The following is a 16,624-nucleotide window of genomic DNA, read 5'->3' as shown; positions in this document are numbered from 1 at the left end:
TTATTAGCTAAACATAATAATTGAAATTCAAAACCGTCTGCTATTTTCTCGGGGCAAGCCCACGAGGTTTGCTAGCAGACTATAACTTCTATCACTATAAAAACCTAAATAATTTATTTACCTATTTTTAAAGATTCTCTATTTAATTTTATTTTTCTAAAACTATCATCTTAACAAACTACAAAATAAAATATATCGGCGGTAAAACTATTAAAGCAAAATACAGATATATTTATATAAATCAGTTATGATTATTACTTTTTTTAAACTTAATTTTTACTTATAAATTTAGGTTTAAAGATATTTAACAACAGCGGCAGTATTGTTAAAGAAGCAATTGACGAAGTAAACATAGTAACCGCTATTAGAAAGCCAAGATATACAAGTGGATAAAAATTGGAAAAAAGCAGAACTAGAAAACCAGCTGCAACAGAAATTGCATTAAAGATAATGGCTTTTCCGGTTGAACTGAGTGTTTTTTTCGTCACTGTATACAAATCATCTTCTCCTCTTCGTTCTGCATAATATGTGTGAAGAAAATGTATAGTATAATCAACCCCAATACCAATAGCAATTGAGGCAACCATTGCTGTTCCAACATCTAATTTAATTCCCAGATGCCCCATTAAACCAAAGTTAATTATAAGAGAAAAAGCAAGTGGAATTATACCATAAATTCCGGCAATTAAAGATTTAAATGAAACTGAAACAATCAAAAACACAATAATAAATGAAATAATTATACTTCTTGTCTGACTGCTGACAATCAAATTATTTGCTTCAAGTGCCATAGCAGCATTACCTGTTACAGTAGTCTGATATTTTTTAGGAAAATTTTCTTCAGCATATTTAAGTACTTCTTTTCTTACATCTCTAGCTATTAGATTGCTGGGATCATTTAGCTGCAGCAGAATCTGCGCTTTATCCGGCTCTATCTGATCATTTATTAAATCATCTACATTGCCCGAATACAGAAGAAGATATTGAGAAATTAGATTCTGCAGATTTTTCTGGCTTTCCGCATTATATTTTTCCAAATCTGACGGAATCTCATAATATACTGCTGCTTTATAATTAAGCTCTTCCTTTATTAAATCCACCAATTCTACAGCATTTAAATTAGATTTTTCAGCTCTGATGAGAGCAGAATTTAAAATCATTATCATATCATATTCAGACATATTTTTTTCTCTATTAGGGCCAGCCATAACCTGCGGCTGTTTAGTTTTTACACCCTCTCTATCAGCCTGACTTTCAGTATCTTCTTTTTCTTCATTATAGAAACTCGAAGCAGTATCTTCTCCAGATTCATCATAAAAGCTCGTAGCAGTTTCTTCCTCATCGGTAGAATTATAAAAACTTGAAGTAGTTTCTTTCTCTTTATAAAAATTAGAAGTGGTTTCTTCACTTATTTCAGCATCAGATATACTTTCTTCTGTTCTGTCTTTTTCTTCTTCCGGATAGTGCATAACCTGATTCATTCTTTTTATGTAATCTACAATAGAAGTAGTTTTCCCAACCTCTGTAAAATTATCAGTAATATAGTTCTGCATTCTGTCTATTTCTGTCAATATTTTCGGATGGTTGAGATCACCTATTTCCTCTCCCTCAACCATCACCTTCATTATGTTAGTTCCAGAAAAATTTTCATTTATAAAATTATCTGCTCTTCTGATTTCTGTATCTTCTCTAAACATTTCTATTAGTGGTGTATCCACTATAATTTTGTTAAAACCCATAAACGATACAGCAGTTATGATCAAAACAGTCAGCATTATTGAAATTCTCTTTTCTGCATAAAAATCATGCAGACTTCTTATGACAGAAGAAAAATGTTCTCTACCTTTAAATTCTCCATTATTAATATTATCTCTGTACTGATAGGTTAAAATTAAAAGTGATGGAATCAAGAACAGCGCAACTAAAAATGCAGCCGCAATACCAACAGCAGTAAAAATTCCAAAAGTTTTGATAGGCACGATGTCACTGGATGCCAGTGATCCAAAACCTACAGCTGTTGTTAAAGCCGCCAGAAAAACAGCTTTCTCCATCTGATTAACAGTTTTTAAAACTATTTTTTTCTGTTCTTCTGTACTCAGCTCACCGTTATGATCATTAATATAATCATAATAATGGCTTAAAATATGAATTCCATATGCACTTCCCACTGCAATTAAAAGTACAGGTATAACTGTAGAAACAAGTGTCATATTAATCCCCAAAAACGCCATCAGTCCAATCGACCAGATACTGCTAATTGATACAGTCAACATTATTAAAAAAACTGCAAAAATTTTATCGAAAAATAAATAGAGAGTAATAATCAATACGGCAATTATAAATGGAATTAAATATTTAATATCCTGTACCATATTATCGCCCATCAGTACATTGATGGCTGTAGATCCAGAAATATAACTTTCAATTCCGCTCTGTTTATATTTGTCTGCTGTCTCTTTAATCTGATAATAAGCCTGTCTTTCTTCATTATTATTTAAATCTTCATCAAGAGAAATTAAAATCTGGGTAGCCTTAAAATCTTCAGAATAAAGGTTATTTTTATATAGATCCCAGCTTAATATTTTTTCTTTAATATTTCTTATATCTTCTTTTCCTTCTGGCAGTTCTTCAACCAGTTCTTCAACAATCATACCTTCAGAACTTCCTTCTATAAAATCAACATTTGTAATAGATGTCACTTCATCTACAAATTTTATTTTTTCAAACTCTGAAGACATATTATCAATAATACTGAGATTGTTTCTATCAAAAATACTGCCTCTTGTAACTTTAACAGCTGCCACTATACTGTCACTTTCTCCAAAAATATCTTTCATTCTATCATTTTGAACCTTTGTAAAATGATCATCAGGCAGGAAAACTTCAATATCATTGTTAATCTCTACTTTAGGAATCTGAAAAGCAAAAAATATCGTTATCAATAAAATTACTATTACTATTATTTTATTATATTTTAAAATTTGATTCATAGTTCCTACCTCCATCAGCTTATTAGCTATTTTGAACCATTTGATACATCTTTTTTAGAGTTTTAATTACAACTTCTGCATCTTCTTCCGGTATTTCACGTAAAAATATCTTAAACCACTGCTGATAAATATGTTCTATTTCTTCTCTTTTTTCTTCTGCTTTTTTACTTAAATATATTAAATTAGCTCTTCCATCAGAGGGGGATTTATTCCTTCTTAGATATTTTTTCCTCAGCAGTGTCTTTATAGAACGAGATACTGTTGCTTTATCAACCCCAAGACATTCTTCCAAAGCTTTTTGATTAATACCATCTCCATCTTTGTATAAATGTATCAATATATTGCCTTCACTGTGATTTAAATTATGTTTTTCAAGTAATTCATCCACAAACTGGTCATGATCTTTATATAATCTGGCTATCCATTTTCCAATAGGAGCACTTATATACATATAATTCACCTCTAATTCTGTTGCATATGCAACTATCTCAATCAAAGAATAACATATTTTAGTTGCAGCTGCAACTAAAAATTTAAAATATATTACCAGTTATAAAAACTAAAAGCCCCCTTTTATATGAGGGGGCTAAATGTTCATTAAAAAATTTTACTGTTACTATTATTCTACTGTGTTATTTCATTTTCTGCCTGGCTTAATTCTGAAGCAAAATGTACAACACTGAATACTACAACAGCTGTTACAGTGTTTATAACTGCTGCCGGCAGAACCACTGTGGAAAACAATACGGTAAATGGTCCTGGAAGACCTACTATAAAAGCTGCTGTTCCGAGAAATACAGCTCCACTTACCAGTGTTCCCATAAAAGTAATTATAGCAGTTGACAGCTTAACTGAAGGAAGTTTTAAAATTAACGGTATCAGAGGATAAATAATTAAAAAAGTGACTAGTTTATCCACCATATTGGCCAGCTGACCTCCCGGAAAACCGGTTGTTAAAGCAGTAAAAATACCTGTCGATACTGCTACCAAAAATCCAAGTTTAAAATCCTGCTTGATAATCAACAAAATAAACATCATAGCCAGAGCAAAATCCGGCTTCATCCCCAGTACAATTGGTGGAAAAAGTGCGTGTAAAATAAAACCAATCGCCACCAAAAGTGCTGCCTGTGCTAAGTCTTTAGTTTTCATCTCAACTCATCTCTCCTCATTTTTTTTTGAAAAACTAATCTAATCTCGTCTCTTCTCTAAAACTAAAATCAGCTAGAACATTAATTACTAATATTATATATTATTTAAAAATAAATGTCAAAATATTTTATGTTTATGTACCGGGTACGAAAAGGCCTTTTCGTACCCGGTACAAATGAAAATATTCACATATTTATTCTGATCTCAGCTGAACTACAAGTTTTCTATTTAAGTCTGCCAGTAGACCCTGCTTCCCTGCCATAAGGCTGTATTCTTTATATAGCATATCTGTAAATACATCTTCCGCATACCCACCATCAATAAGTTTTTCATCGGAAAGCGTATTTCTCATTGCTGAAAACATTTTTTCGATAAATATAGATGTGAATTCTGCAGCAGTTTCTTCAAGCTTTTGACCATTTTTAACTGCATTTTTTAGCTCAGCTGACTTTCTCGTTTCCATCTGCTGCAGAGCTGAATATCTGGCACTGCTGTCTAAATTATTTATCTGCATAGCTTAAACCTCCAGCATTTTATATTATTTCCAATTTAGCATGTAGTGCACCGGCTGCCTTTATCTTCTGTATTATTGAAATTATATCTCTTGGTGTAGCACCTATTGCATTTAATGCAGTTACTAAATCTTCAATTGTTGTCTGCTGCCCTACTACCATCATATTACCTTCTTCACCCTCTTTAACTTCTATCTGCACATCTTCTGTTACTTCTGTTTCACCTGCACTTAATGGAGGTGGCTGGGAAACTTCTGTATCTGTTGTAATCTTAACAGATAGATTTCCGTGTGCAACAGCAACTGTAGAAATCCTCACATTATGGCTGAAGACAACCGTACCGGTCCTTTCATCTATAACAACTTTTGCTTCCAGTCCAGGTCTAACCTTAAGATTATTTACCTCTGCAATAAATTCTACAACTTTATTTGAATAGTTTGCTGGTATTTCTATATTTACAGTAGATGAATCCTGAGCTCTGGCTATATCTGGTGATGAAAATTTGCTGTTTATCATTTCTGCAATTTGACCTGCAGTTTCAAAGTTTGGATTATCCAGTACATAGGTAAGACTGTTTCCGTGTAAATTAACCGAAAGTTCTTTTTCTATCATAGCCCCACCAGGGATCCTCCCCACGGTCGGATGATTTTCTCTCTGGGTATTTCCACCACCGCTGACATTATAGCCTCCAATAGAGATAGCTCCCTGTGCAGAGGCAAAAACTTCTCCATTTGGAGCTTTTAGTGGAGTCATAAGAAGTGTTCCTCCCTGAAGGCTTTCAGCATCACCAATGGAACTGACAGTTACATCTATCTGATCTCCGCTGTGGACAACTGGAGGCAGTTTGCCGGTAACCATTACAGCAGCTATATTTTGGCTTGCAACCTGTCCAGAATCAACATATATACCAAAATTCCGCAGCATATTCGCCACACTCTGTACTGTTGACTGACTTCTATTGGAATCACCACTATCATTTAGACCAACAACTATACCATAACCTATCAGCTGATTTTCGCGCATTCCTTTAATTCTGGTTATATTTCCTATTTCAACAGATGGTTCTGCTGCTGTGGTAGAAAACTGAAAAGTAAAAAGAACCATTATTAATAAAGCCACCACTTTTATTTTAATCTTTAAAGTAAATTTCAACAATATATCCCTTCTTCCATTAAAAGATGAAGTTAAACAGTCTGCCCAGCAGTCCCGGCTGCTGTTTGTCCCCCACAGGACCTTCACCTTCATATTCAATCTCTGCCTGAGCAATATTTTTTGAAGAAACATTGTTCTCAAAATCAACATCCTCAGGGCGAACTACACCTGACAGTTTAATAATCTGTGTTTCTCCATTGATCTTAACAACCTTTCTTCCCTCTATCTTCAGATTTCCATTTTTGGTAATTTCAACAATTTCTGTTGTGATATCAGCTGTCAGGGTACCGCTTCTCTGTGTCTGTCCATCGGCAGAATCAGAATCAGAATAACCGAAACCAAATGAATCAAGAAAATCTAAAAAACCTGTTCCAGCAGATCCATCAACACTGTTTGACTGACTTGTATCAGTGTTGGCAGTCTGGATCGCACTTGCATCTTCTTCTATCACAACTGTTATTATATCTCCAGAGCTGTAATCTGGATAATCATTATAAAATCCAGAACCATCTTCACTCCAGAGAGATTTACCACAAACTGCTGAAGTAAATATTATTAGAAAAAGAAGCAGAATAATAACCACCTTATTTTGTATTAACATTTTTCCACCTCATTTTTGCGAAAACTAAACAAATTTATTCATTTTTTCACCAGACAAAACAAATTTTTATTTGGACATAAATCTGACTTCAGAAGCTGAAATTACCTCTGCCTGAAAGCGAAACCCTGTCTGTGGATTTTCAACTTCTATTATATCTCCCAGTTTGCCTCGCCCACGGGCAGTGACAAAAGCAGTTACAGATATATTATTTATCTCTACAACTGCTTTAACTCTGTCTCCCCACCTGACCAAAACAGGATCTTTAAAATCATCATAGGAAAGATAGCTCCCAGCAGGAAGCGACCTTCTAAATACTTTTCCATTGATTTTTTTATTATTCCATTCAGAAACAAGATTGTTTTTGTCAGAATAAACTTCATCTTCCACTTTCTCAAAATCTTCTCTATTAATTTTTTCTCCATGATTAAATCTTCTTTTTGCTTTAAATACTGTCATTTTGACCCCCAGCTTTAAAGGCACATATATTTTTTTATACTGACTGCCATTCTGATATATTTCTAACACTACAAGTATTTGGCCCAGTTTTAAATTATAATTATCATTTATAATAATCTCATATTCTCCAGCTGGTATCATTATTGGGTCAGGCTGACTGTTAATTTTTATCAGTATCTTATCTTTATCAATATTTGCCTTCTTTTTCAGCTGTTTTTTCACTACTTCTGCTATTTGTTCAGCTGTAATTTGGCTGCTGTTTCTCTTCACAACTATATCTGAAGGCATAGTTAATTTAAAATCATTATTATTATATCCGAGATTTTTTATGGAAATTTCTACAAGAGCCTGACTGAGTGTTTTTTCATATCCAGGCAGTGGTGCCCTCCCAAAATCCAATTTCTTTAACTTTTTTAGCTCTGCTGCAGAAAGATCTCCTGCCTCTATTATCGATATCTCTTCTAAAGTAATCCTGTCCGAATTAATAGAAATTTCCGGTGGTATTGAAATATCAAAGGCCTGAACATTAAAACTAAAAATCAGCAGCAGAACCAGCAGCAGTATTTTTTTTAGCATTATATTATATTCACCCTTTTTAATACTATCTCCTCAGCTGATTGGCAGTCTGAAGCATCTCATCTGCTGCAGTTATCGCCTTTGAATTAACTTCATAAGCTCTCTGTGCAGCTATCATATTTACCATTTCTTCCACTACTTTTACATTTGACATTTCCAGAAAGCCCTGGCTTATTGTTCCATATCCCTCTTCTCCAGGCACACCTGCTCTTGGATCACCAGAAGCACTTGAAATAGAAAACTGATTTCTTCCTTCACTGATGAGTCCGGCAGGATTTGCAAATCTGTAGAGTTCAATTTCTCCAATCTGCTGTACTGTACCATCCGGATTTTTTACATTAACAGCACCATCAGAAGTAACCGATATACTTGTAGATTCTTCCGGGATAACTATTTGTGGAGAAAGAATGTATCCATCTGCTGTAACCACCTGACCTGTGCTGTCTCGTTTAAATGAACCATCTCTAGTATAGACATAACTTCCATCAGGCCGCATTACTCTAAAAAACCCGTCTCCTTCTATAAGAAAATCCAGTGGATTATCTGTATTCTGAACATTACCAGGAGTAAACATTTTTTGAGTGCTGTTTACTTTTGTCCCATGTCCTACTTCTATTCCGACCGGAATTTGGGCTCCACTAGTATTAGGAGTTCCCGGCTGTTTTATCTCAGAATACATTAAATCTGCAAAATTTACCCTTGTCTTCTTAAATCCACTTGTGTTTACATTGGAAAGATTATTTGAAATAACATCTATATTGGTCTGCTGAGAATTCATTCCTGTTGCAGCAGTCCAGAGTGCACTAATCATATTTCCACCTCATTTTAATTGTAATTTAACACCATATCTATCAGTCAACGGTGTCTGTTTCAGCTTCCTCTTTGAGGTCCAGCTGAATTTGATTCTTTATGCTTTACCAACTTCATTAATAGCTTTACCCAGACTGTCATCTATACTTGAGATGACTTTCTGACCTGCTTCATAATGGCGGGTCGTTTTAATCATATTGACCATTTCTTTTACAATTTCAACATTTGAGTTTTCAAGATATCCCTGCAGAATAACAGCATCGGTTGCTGCCGGCATTTGTGCTTCATCTGCTGGAACATAAAGATTGTCACCTTCCTGAATTAAGCTTTCCTCTTCCGGAAAATTAACAACTGCAATTTCTGCTCCTTGAAGTCCACCAGAAAACGAAAGCTGGCCCTGTCCATCAATAAAAAATTCGCGTTCTGGAATTGTCTGTACCGGCTCACCATTTATGTCAAGCAGCTGATAACCAGACTGTGTAACTATTTCTGAATTTCTATTAAGTGTAAAATTACCATTACGCGTATAGCGTATTCCGCCAGGTGTTTGGACAGCAAAAAATCCTTCTCCCTGAATAAAAAGATCCAGCTTATTTCCTGTTTTCCGCAGATCACCCTGACTCATATCTTTAAATTTTCTTTCAGTATAAACTCCAGAAGAAATAGACCCAATTTCGCGGTTTTTTTCTCCTGCTTCAATTTTCTTAAGCAGCATTTCTGGGAAAGACCTTTTAAGACTGCCTGCCCTTTTAAAACCAACTGTACCTGCATTTGCAAGATTATTAGCAGTAATACTGCTCTGTTTTTCAGCAGCTAACATTGCTGCCCCAGCTGTATAAAGTCCTTTTATCAAAATTTTTCACCCCCTTTATAAAGTTTTTTGTCTTAATTCTCCATTTACCTCTGTAAAACACGATTCTGCAGTTTTATTTTGAATTATCAGCTTATCCTTACTGCTTAAAAGATGAACTCCGGGAAAAACTAATTCATTAATTTTTATCTCTCCTTTTACATTATTAGATAGCTGCAGCTCCAGATCTTCTATTTCCTCTTTTAGATTCTTTTCTTTCTTTTTCAGCTCTTTTTCGGTTTCCAAAAATTTATTAAACATCACTATTTTATCTTTGGTCAGCTTTATACCCTTGTTTTTCAACTGTTTCAACATTCTAATTCCTTTCATCACTTTATCTAAGTTTTTTTTAAGTGACTCCATCTCATCTTTTTTTTCTTTATATTTAGCATGAATTCCCGGATCCAGTCCTACCTCCAATATGGTTTTTGTTGCAAGGCTTGAACCAACAATATTAGCTTCAATTAAACTGTGTGCTGATGCTTTTCCACCTACAATTAAACCCTTTCCACCTTTGACGACAATTCTATCTTTTGCCTTCAGCTCACTGTGCATAGATGCATCATGAATCATAATTTTTTCAGCTGTAATACTTCCGTTTTCAACAAAACGAACCCTTACTTCACCTTCAGCTTCAATTTTTCCTTTACCTCTGCCCAAAAAACCTTTTTTGATACTCACATTTTGGCTGCTTTTAATTTCTGCAGCTCCAACATTACCCTGTATATCTATATCTCCAGCTGCTTTAACAATAAAACCTTCTCTAACATCACCACTTATTTTAACACTTCCCAAAAAATCAATATTACCTGTAGTTAGGTCTACATCACCTTTTATATTCAGCACAGGTCTTACATGAACCTTATCTTTTTCTTTTATTACCTGGCCGTCAATAGCTGCATAAACACACAAATCTTTTTTTACAGTGTTTTTCCCTCTGGGAAGTTTTTTATCTTTTACAGGCTGAGGTTTAACTTCATCTCCTTTAACATTTCTGCCCGGTTTACCTTTCTGGGCCGGAATTTTTGTCAGAAGCTTTTCTCCCTTTTTAACATTTGTTATCAAATTTCTGTTGTGAAAATCCATTGTTCCATCCTGACGCAGAGTTCCAACATTTTTTTCTTTTTGTTCAAAATGATAGATCAATTCTGAATCTTTACCTGCTTCAGGTTTTTTCCCTTCAGCTATTAATGTTTCATTAACGGGAATTCGATTTTCAATTATCTTCTTGATCTGGTCTTCTTTTAAACCAAAACAAATATCTTTTTCTTCCAGCAGTATTTTTACATCTTCATAATGAATAATACTGCTCCCATTACCTGGATCAAAGCTCATAAATGCTTTCATTCTGTCATCAGAAATCTTTAAACTAATTTTGTCGTCTTCATCTAAATCTTTAATTCTTGGAGCAATTGTAAACCAATCTTCATATCTATCCTGAAATCTTTCCTCAAGCAGCTCAGAATCTACTTCTACAATATTTTTTTCCTGCAAAGAATCCTTTATATCAGACAGTGAAATATCACTATCATAATTTATCTTAATTTTTACATCACTATCAGTAAATTTAAGAAGATATTCTTTTCCGTTAAATTGATTTTTGTTTTTATTCAATTTGATTCACCTGCTTTTCATTAGAAAAAATATTCTTTACTTCTGCTCAACATTCCTCTGAGTCGGCGGACAATCTGTTTATGTAGCTGAGATACTCTGGCCGGACTAATATCCATTATTTCTGCTATCTCTAACTGTGTCAGTTCTTCATAGTAATACAGCTGGACAAGAAGTTTTTCTCTTTCTTTGAGGCTATCAATTTTTTCAGCCAGCAGTTCTACTGCATCTTCTTCTTCCATTTTAGAAACTGGCTTATCTGCACCTGAATCTATAAGCTGTATCAATTCTGAGCCATCATACTCATAAGACAGCGATATCCAGTCAGATAGATATTTGCGGTAAAGTATGTCTTCAATTTTTTCTATATCCATATTCATTATTTCTGCTAATTCACTGTTTGAAGGGTCACGGCCCTGATCATTTTTAAAATCTAATTTTCTTTCCTCTATTAATTTAATCTGTCTCCTCATGCTGCTGGGAAGCCAATCCTGACTTCTTAAATGATCAAAAATTTCTCCTTTTATACGCGGCAGTGCAAAGGTGGAAAAATTAATATTTCTGCTCCAGTCAAAATTTTCTACAGCTTCTATCAGACCAATGATTCCATAGCTTTCCAGATCATCTCTATCTATATGATCAGGCAGTATAACACTTATTCTGCCTGCAGCATATCTAACAAGATTAATATGTTCTAAAATAAGAGCTTCTCTGGCCTGCATATCATCCTGTTCTTTATACTTCTGCCATAGTTTTTCATTATTAGGCATAATAATCTTCCTTTTTTTGATTATTAATCTTCCCTCTGAGTATATTCTATTTCAGGAGGATTAATTGGTGAAAACCCATCATCTTCCGCATTTCCTTCGTCAGATTCTTTAGTATCTGATTGATTTTTATCTTTACTTTCATTACTTAAATCAGAACTATTTTTACTACTGCGGTCTTTCAAAATTGAAGTTAAAAGAAATATAAGATTAAATATCAGCACAAAAATAATAGTTCTATTGATACTTTTAAAAAAGACTGTTTTTAGTTCCATTTTATTTATTAAATAATATATTGTATTTAAAACATAAAATATAAAGCCAAATAAAATTGATTTAAAAAGCATTTAACTTAATCCTTTTTTTCTGTTTTCTCGCTGATATGCAAATATCCACTGAATAATCTCTTCTCTTAAATTCTCTTCAATATCTTCAAATTTAATTCCAAGTTCCCAGCTTTTGTGATCTTTTTTATGTGATCTCACAACAGAAGCACTGATCAGCTCTTTTTCCTTTAAAATATTTTTGAGCTCAACCTTAATTTTCTGACCTTTATCAAAATGTTCATCTACTTCTATTTTAATTCCTCCCCCACTGATATCAAGCAGTCTTGCTTCCATAAGCTTCTCTTCTTCCTGACTGTATATAGTTATTTGTCCACTGACTTCAAGGCGGAAATAGTCTCTGCGCTGAATTCTGATTATGTTTTCCGGTTTTTCTATATAGAGAAGTGGAAATGGTTCTTTTAATCTCTTTTTTACTCTGCTCTTAAACTTATATGCTGCCCTCTCTGTTGTAAAATAGACTTCAATATCCTGGTTGATCCTAACCGGCAAAGACGCTCCTTCCCGATACAGGCCAGTAATAAGAATTCCGCCCTTTTTTATATCAGCAACTTTGCTTAAATATTTACCCTTGTAAAGTCCAGTCAAAATTTCTATTTCTAATTTTTGATTAATTTCTGGTAATTTCATCATCTTCAACTCCAGTGATTATTTCCTGCTGCTGTTAAAAAATCCTATCATTTTGTAAAAATAGCTTTTAACACCTTTGCTCTGCTTTTCTCCTTCTTCTCCACTAATTTTTTTAGCTAACTTTTCAAAATCTTCTGCTGCAGATCTTCCAGCATATATTTCAGAAAAAGGCCTCTGCTTTTTTACAGCAGTGCTGATATTTCTGTCGTGAGATATCTGGCCGACTAAATCCAGCTCAATGTTTAGATATTTTTTAACTGTCTTTTTCATTCTTTCGGCAGTTTTTTGGGCATCTTTTTTTCTATCGACCTGATTTAATACAAGTTTAACTGATTTATCAAAATTATATTTTGCCAGTATTTTTATAAGGCTGTAGCTGTCCATTACAGATGTTGGTTCTGTAGTAAGAACCAAAAGAAGCTCCTCTGCAGAAAGAATTGTACTGACTATATTTTTACCTGCTCCTGCACCTAAATCAATCAGCAGATAATCATAATCTTTTTCCATTTCTCCAGCTATATTAATTATTTTGTTCATCATATCTGTATTAAGATCTATAAAAGTGTCATCTCCAGTAATTCCGCTGAGAATACTAATTCCACTTGGATCTTTGACAATTGCTTCCTGAAGGGTACATTCTCCCCTCAAAAGATGCCCCATATCATAAATTGGACTGATATCGAGCATAATATCCAGATTTGCCATTCCAATATCACTGTCAATTATCAGCACTTTTTTTTTCAGCCTGGCTAAATTATAAGCCAGATTAACGGTAAGGGTTGATTTACCAACACCACCTTTGCCGCTGGCAATAGCTATTGTCCTAGCTCTACTCTTATGCCTAATGGAATTATTATCACCACTGTTTTCCAGCATCTTTTCTTTTTTCTTTTGAACTATTTCTTTTAATTTTGCAGCCTGACTAAACATGATAATCACCAAATAAATATTTAAATAATATTTCCGGGCAGGCCGGATTAATGTCTTCTGGAACATCCTGTCCAAAAGTTAGATAAGAAAATGGAAGATTATATCTTTCTTTAATATTAATTAAGTCGCCATAGCTGCCTGTCTCATCAAGCTTTGTCAGCAGTATTTTATCCGGATTCATTTTTTCGAAGCGCTCAATAATATTATACATGTCCCTGCTCTTAATATTCAAGCTGACAAGAAGGTGAACTTCATCTATTATCTCGTTTTCAGTGTAATCCTTAAGTCTACCCAGCTGAAGCTGATCTTTCCAGCTGCTGCCAGGAGTATCAATAAATATTAGATCACAGTTTTTAAACTTACCCTCTATCATAGATTTAAGTTTACCACTGCTGTAGCATACTTTAAAGGGAATATCTATTATATTGCTGTATGTCTGCAGCTGTTCTACAGCAGCTATTCTGTAGGTGTCTGCCGTTATTAAACCGACTTTTTTGTTTTTATCTACTGCAAAATAAGCTGCTATTTTGGCAATTGTTGTAGTTTTACCAACTCCTGTAGGACCAATAAATGAAACAACCTTTCTCTTTTTATCTATTTTTATAGGTGAACAGTCGGCAAAATATTTGCGGCTGAATGATTCTATTTTTTCGCTGTAATTATCATTAAGTGGAAAACCTGCACCTTTATTCAGCTTATTAATAAAAGAATTTAAACAATCTTCTTCTACTCCCTGATGGAAAAGATGATTATATATTTTAGTATTTTTGTAGCTTTCCTTGATTTCTTTTTCGACACTAATCTCTGCTTTATGATCTTCTTCTATCTTCTCATCTTTTTTTCTTTCAGCTGAAAAATCAGCTCTTTCTTTATTTTTATCCTCTATATTTTTAGATTCTATTTTTTCTGCTTTAGGTGCTTCTGTTTCACTTTTTAATAATTCTTCCGGTCTGTCAGGCAGCTTTTCTTTAACTAATTCTTCTTTTTTTCTGCTGACCCTGCTGTCAACCGGCTGATAATGGGGCCGGCTTTTTTCTTCAAGTGCTGCCAGTACTTCAACAACTGTTTTTCCAAAAAATCCAAAAATACCGCCTTTTTGAAATTTTCTTTTTTCTATAATAATTGCTTCTGGACCCAGATCAGCTTTTACTTTGAATATTACATCCTGTATTGTTTCTCCAGTATATTTCTTTATTTTCATCTATTTAACAACCCCCTGTACTTGAAGATCAACATCAGGTTCAAGTTCATTAAATGACAGAACAATTAAATCTTCAAATGTTCTGTGTACCAGTTCTTTAATTGGACGCCTGATCATAGGTGATGTCAGTAAAATTGGATCATTACCTTTTTCTAAAAGTTCTTTTGCCTGTTCTACGATTTGATTGATAATATTCTGTGCCTGGGCGGGCTGTAGAGATAGATAATTGCCCTGATCAGACTGCTCCAGTGCATTGACCAGCTGTTCTTCTTTTGCTGGATCTATGGTAAATACATAAAGGGTATTGTCTGGCCCTGTAAATTGACTGCTTATCTGACGTGATAGTGCCTGTCTTACATATTCTGTCAAAACAGTTATATCATTTGTTCTTCCTGCATGATCAGCAAGTGTTTCCAGTATTAAAACAAGATTTTTAATCGGTATATTCTCCCAAAGAAGATTCTGCAGTATTTTCTGTATTCCACCCAAATTCATCTTATCCGGTATAAGTTCATCTATAACTGCTTTCTGATCATCCTTAATATTATCTATAAGTTTTTTTACTTCCTGTCTTCCCAGCAGTTCGTGGGAATGTTTTTTTATAACTTCTGTCAGGTGGGTAGCCAACACTGAGCTGGGGTCTACCACTGTATAATTTGCCATTTCTGCTCTTTCTCTATCTTCTTCCTCAATCCAGATCGCAGGTGTACCAAAGGCAGGTTCTTCTGTTTCAATTCCTTCGATTTCTTCTAGAGTATGACCTGGATCCATGGCCAGATATTTATCTGCATAAAGTCTATATCTGCTTATTTCTACCCCCTGCAGCTTAATACAGTATATATTTGGCTCAAGCTGAAGATTGTCAACTATACGTACAGGTGGTAAAATAATACCAAGTTCAGCTGCAATCTGCTTTCTAATAACTGAAACTCTTTCCAGAAAATCTCCACCCTGTTTTGGCAGAACAAGTGAAATTAGATTATATCCTACTTCTATTTCCAGCTTATCTACTTTAATTAGCTGTTTTAACTCCTCCTGTCTTGCTTCCTGTTTTTGGGCTTCACTTATCTGTGTTTGTTCTGGAGATTTTTCAACAGCTTTTTCCTCTACAGATGCATTTAACATTAAATATCCCATCACAGCTATAAATACTGCTAGAAAAATAAAAGGAAGTGTCGGCAGCCCAGGTACAAATCCTAAAACAGTGAGAACTGCAGCAGCTATAAATAAGGCTTTGGGCTGTTTGAGAAGCTGATCTGTCATCTCCTGACCCATATTATTTTCAGAAGCTGATCTTGTAACAACCATACCTGTGGCAGTAGAAATAAGCAGAGCAGGTATCTGTGATACCAGTCCATCTCCTACTGTCAGCAGAGTATATGTCTGTGCTGCTTCTGCAAAACCCATATTCTGCTGAATCATACCAATTATTAAACCACCGATAATATTTATAAAAGTTATAATTATACCGGCAATTGCATCTCCTTTAACAAATTTACTGGCACCATCCATAGCTCCATAAAAATCTGCTTCTTTCCTTATTTTAGCTCTTTCATATTTAGCTTCCTTCTCATCTATAATACCAGCATTAAGATCAGCATCTATGCTCATCTGTTTACCCGGCATTGCATCAAGTGTAAAACGAGCAGCAACCTCAGCAACTCTTTCTGCACCTTTGGTAATTACTATAAACTGAATTACAATCAAAATTAAGAATATTATAAGTCCAACAACATAGTTGCCTCCGACAACAAAATTACCAAAACTCATGATAATCTCACCAGCATATCCCTGTCCAAGTATCAGCCTTGTTGTCGATACATTTAATCCCAGCCTAAATAGGGTTGCAAATAGGAGCAGTGATGGGAAAACAGAGATATCAAGAGGCTCTATTGTATAAATACTGACCAGAATTATAACCATGGAAAATGTAATGTTTGCTGCCAGCAGTATATCCATCAGCACTGTGGGCATAGGTATAATGAACATGACAATTATACCTACTACCATGAGAGCAAATATAATATCACTATTTTTTGTTATCT

The 16,624-nt window shown here is 34.3% G+C and carries 16 protein-coding genes; all 16 read right to left on the bottom strand.

Features of this window, described 5'->3' with window-relative positions; all coding sequences use genetic code 11:
* Positions 1-269 precede the first annotated feature (269 nt).
* The 16 genes from DER71_RS06245 to flhA all read right to left on the bottom strand — a co-directional run bounded on the left by DER71_RS06245 (position 270) and on the right by flhA (position 16,589).
* The gene (locus DER71_RS06245; RefSeq protein WP_114458093.1) at positions 270-2,990 is read right to left on the bottom strand and encodes an RND family transporter; all 2,721 of its coding nucleotides are present in this window, start codon (positions 2,988-2,990) and stop codon (positions 270-272) included.
* Positions 2,991-3,012: 22 nt separating this feature from the next.
* A complete protein-coding gene (locus tag DER71_RS06240; RefSeq protein ID WP_114458094.1) occupies positions 3,013-3,441 on the bottom strand; it encodes a MarR family winged helix-turn-helix transcriptional regulator in 429 nt (142 codons plus the stop codon).
* A gap of 173 nt (positions 3,442-3,614) precedes the next feature.
* Positions 3,615-4,139 (bottom strand): tryptophan transporter, encoded by a 525-nt coding sequence (locus tag DER71_RS06235; protein ID WP_114458095.1) that lies wholly within the window; start codon positions 4,137-4,139, stop codon positions 3,615-3,617.
* Positions 4,140-4,332: 193 nt separating this feature from the next.
* Entirely contained in the window at positions 4,333-4,653 is a 321-nt protein-coding gene (locus tag DER71_RS06230) for a rod-binding protein (protein WP_114458096.1), read from the bottom strand.
* Positions 4,654-4,672: 19 nt separating this feature from the next.
* Positions 4,673-5,803: a flagellar basal body P-ring protein FlgI gene (locus tag DER71_RS06225; RefSeq protein WP_233487012.1), complete on the bottom strand. Its 1,131-nt coding sequence runs from the start codon at positions 5,801-5,803 to the stop codon at positions 4,673-4,675.
* Between the two features lie 19 nt (positions 5,804-5,822).
* Complete coding sequence (locus tag DER71_RS06220) at positions 5,823-6,404, bottom strand: flagellar basal body L-ring protein FlgH (protein ID WP_114458098.1); 582 nt, start codon at positions 6,402-6,404, stop codon at positions 5,823-5,825.
* 66 nt (positions 6,405-6,470) lie between these two features.
* Positions 6,471-7,436, bottom strand: coding sequence for a flagellar basal body P-ring formation chaperone FlgA (flgA, locus tag DER71_RS06215; protein WP_114474418.1), 966 nt, complete (start codon positions 7,434-7,436; stop codon positions 6,471-6,473).
* Between the two features lie 25 nt (positions 7,437-7,461).
* The gene (gene flgG, locus DER71_RS06210; RefSeq protein ID WP_114458100.1) at positions 7,462-8,247 is read right to left on the bottom strand and encodes a flagellar basal-body rod protein FlgG; all 786 of its coding nucleotides are present in this window, start codon (positions 8,245-8,247) and stop codon (positions 7,462-7,464) included.
* A 96-nt stretch (positions 8,248-8,343) separates the two neighbouring features.
* Positions 8,344-9,099: a flagellar basal-body rod protein FlgF gene (gene flgF / locus DER71_RS06205; protein WP_114458101.1), complete on the bottom strand. Its 756-nt coding sequence runs from the start codon at positions 9,097-9,099 to the stop codon at positions 8,344-8,346.
* Between the two features lie 15 nt (positions 9,100-9,114).
* Positions 9,115-10,710 (bottom strand): DUF342 domain-containing protein, encoded by a 1,596-nt coding sequence (locus DER71_RS06200; RefSeq protein ID WP_114458102.1) that lies wholly within the window; start codon positions 10,708-10,710, stop codon positions 9,115-9,117.
* A gap of 20 nt (positions 10,711-10,730) precedes the next feature.
* Positions 10,731-11,477, bottom strand: coding sequence for a sigma-70 family RNA polymerase sigma factor (locus DER71_RS06195; protein WP_114458103.1), 747 nt, complete (start codon positions 11,475-11,477; stop codon positions 10,731-10,733).
* Positions 11,478-11,500: 23 nt separating this feature from the next.
* On the bottom strand, positions 11,501-11,821 hold the full coding sequence (locus DER71_RS06190) for a hypothetical protein (RefSeq protein WP_114458104.1): 321 nt from the start codon (positions 11,819-11,821) through the stop codon (positions 11,501-11,503).
* Positions 11,822-12,448, bottom strand: coding sequence for a flagellar brake protein (locus tag DER71_RS06185; RefSeq protein WP_114458105.1), 627 nt, complete (start codon positions 12,446-12,448; stop codon positions 11,822-11,824).
* An 18-nt stretch (positions 12,449-12,466) separates the two neighbouring features.
* Positions 12,467-13,378 (bottom strand): MinD/ParA family protein, encoded by a 912-nt coding sequence (locus DER71_RS06180; RefSeq protein ID WP_114458106.1) that lies wholly within the window; start codon positions 13,376-13,378, stop codon positions 12,467-12,469.
* Complete coding sequence (flhF, locus tag DER71_RS06175) at positions 13,371-14,579, bottom strand: flagellar biosynthesis protein FlhF (RefSeq protein WP_114458107.1); 1,209 nt, start codon at positions 14,577-14,579, stop codon at positions 13,371-13,373. Before flhF ends, DER71_RS06180 begins: the two co-directional genes overlap by 8 nt.
* Positions 14,580-16,589 (bottom strand): flagellar biosynthesis protein FlhA, encoded by a 2,010-nt coding sequence (flhA, locus tag DER71_RS06170; RefSeq protein ID WP_369834985.1) that lies wholly within the window; start codon positions 16,587-16,589, stop codon positions 14,580-14,582.
* Positions 16,590-16,624: the final 35 nt, after the last annotated feature.

It is taken from the genome of Halanaerobium sp. DL-01, from assembly GCF_003338615.1.
Taxonomy (GTDB): domain Bacteria; phylum Bacillota; class Halanaerobiia; order Halanaerobiales; family Halanaerobiaceae; genus QPJE01.
Note: the sequence above shows the minus strand (reverse complement) of the source record. Positions and strands in the feature narration are given on the sequence as shown.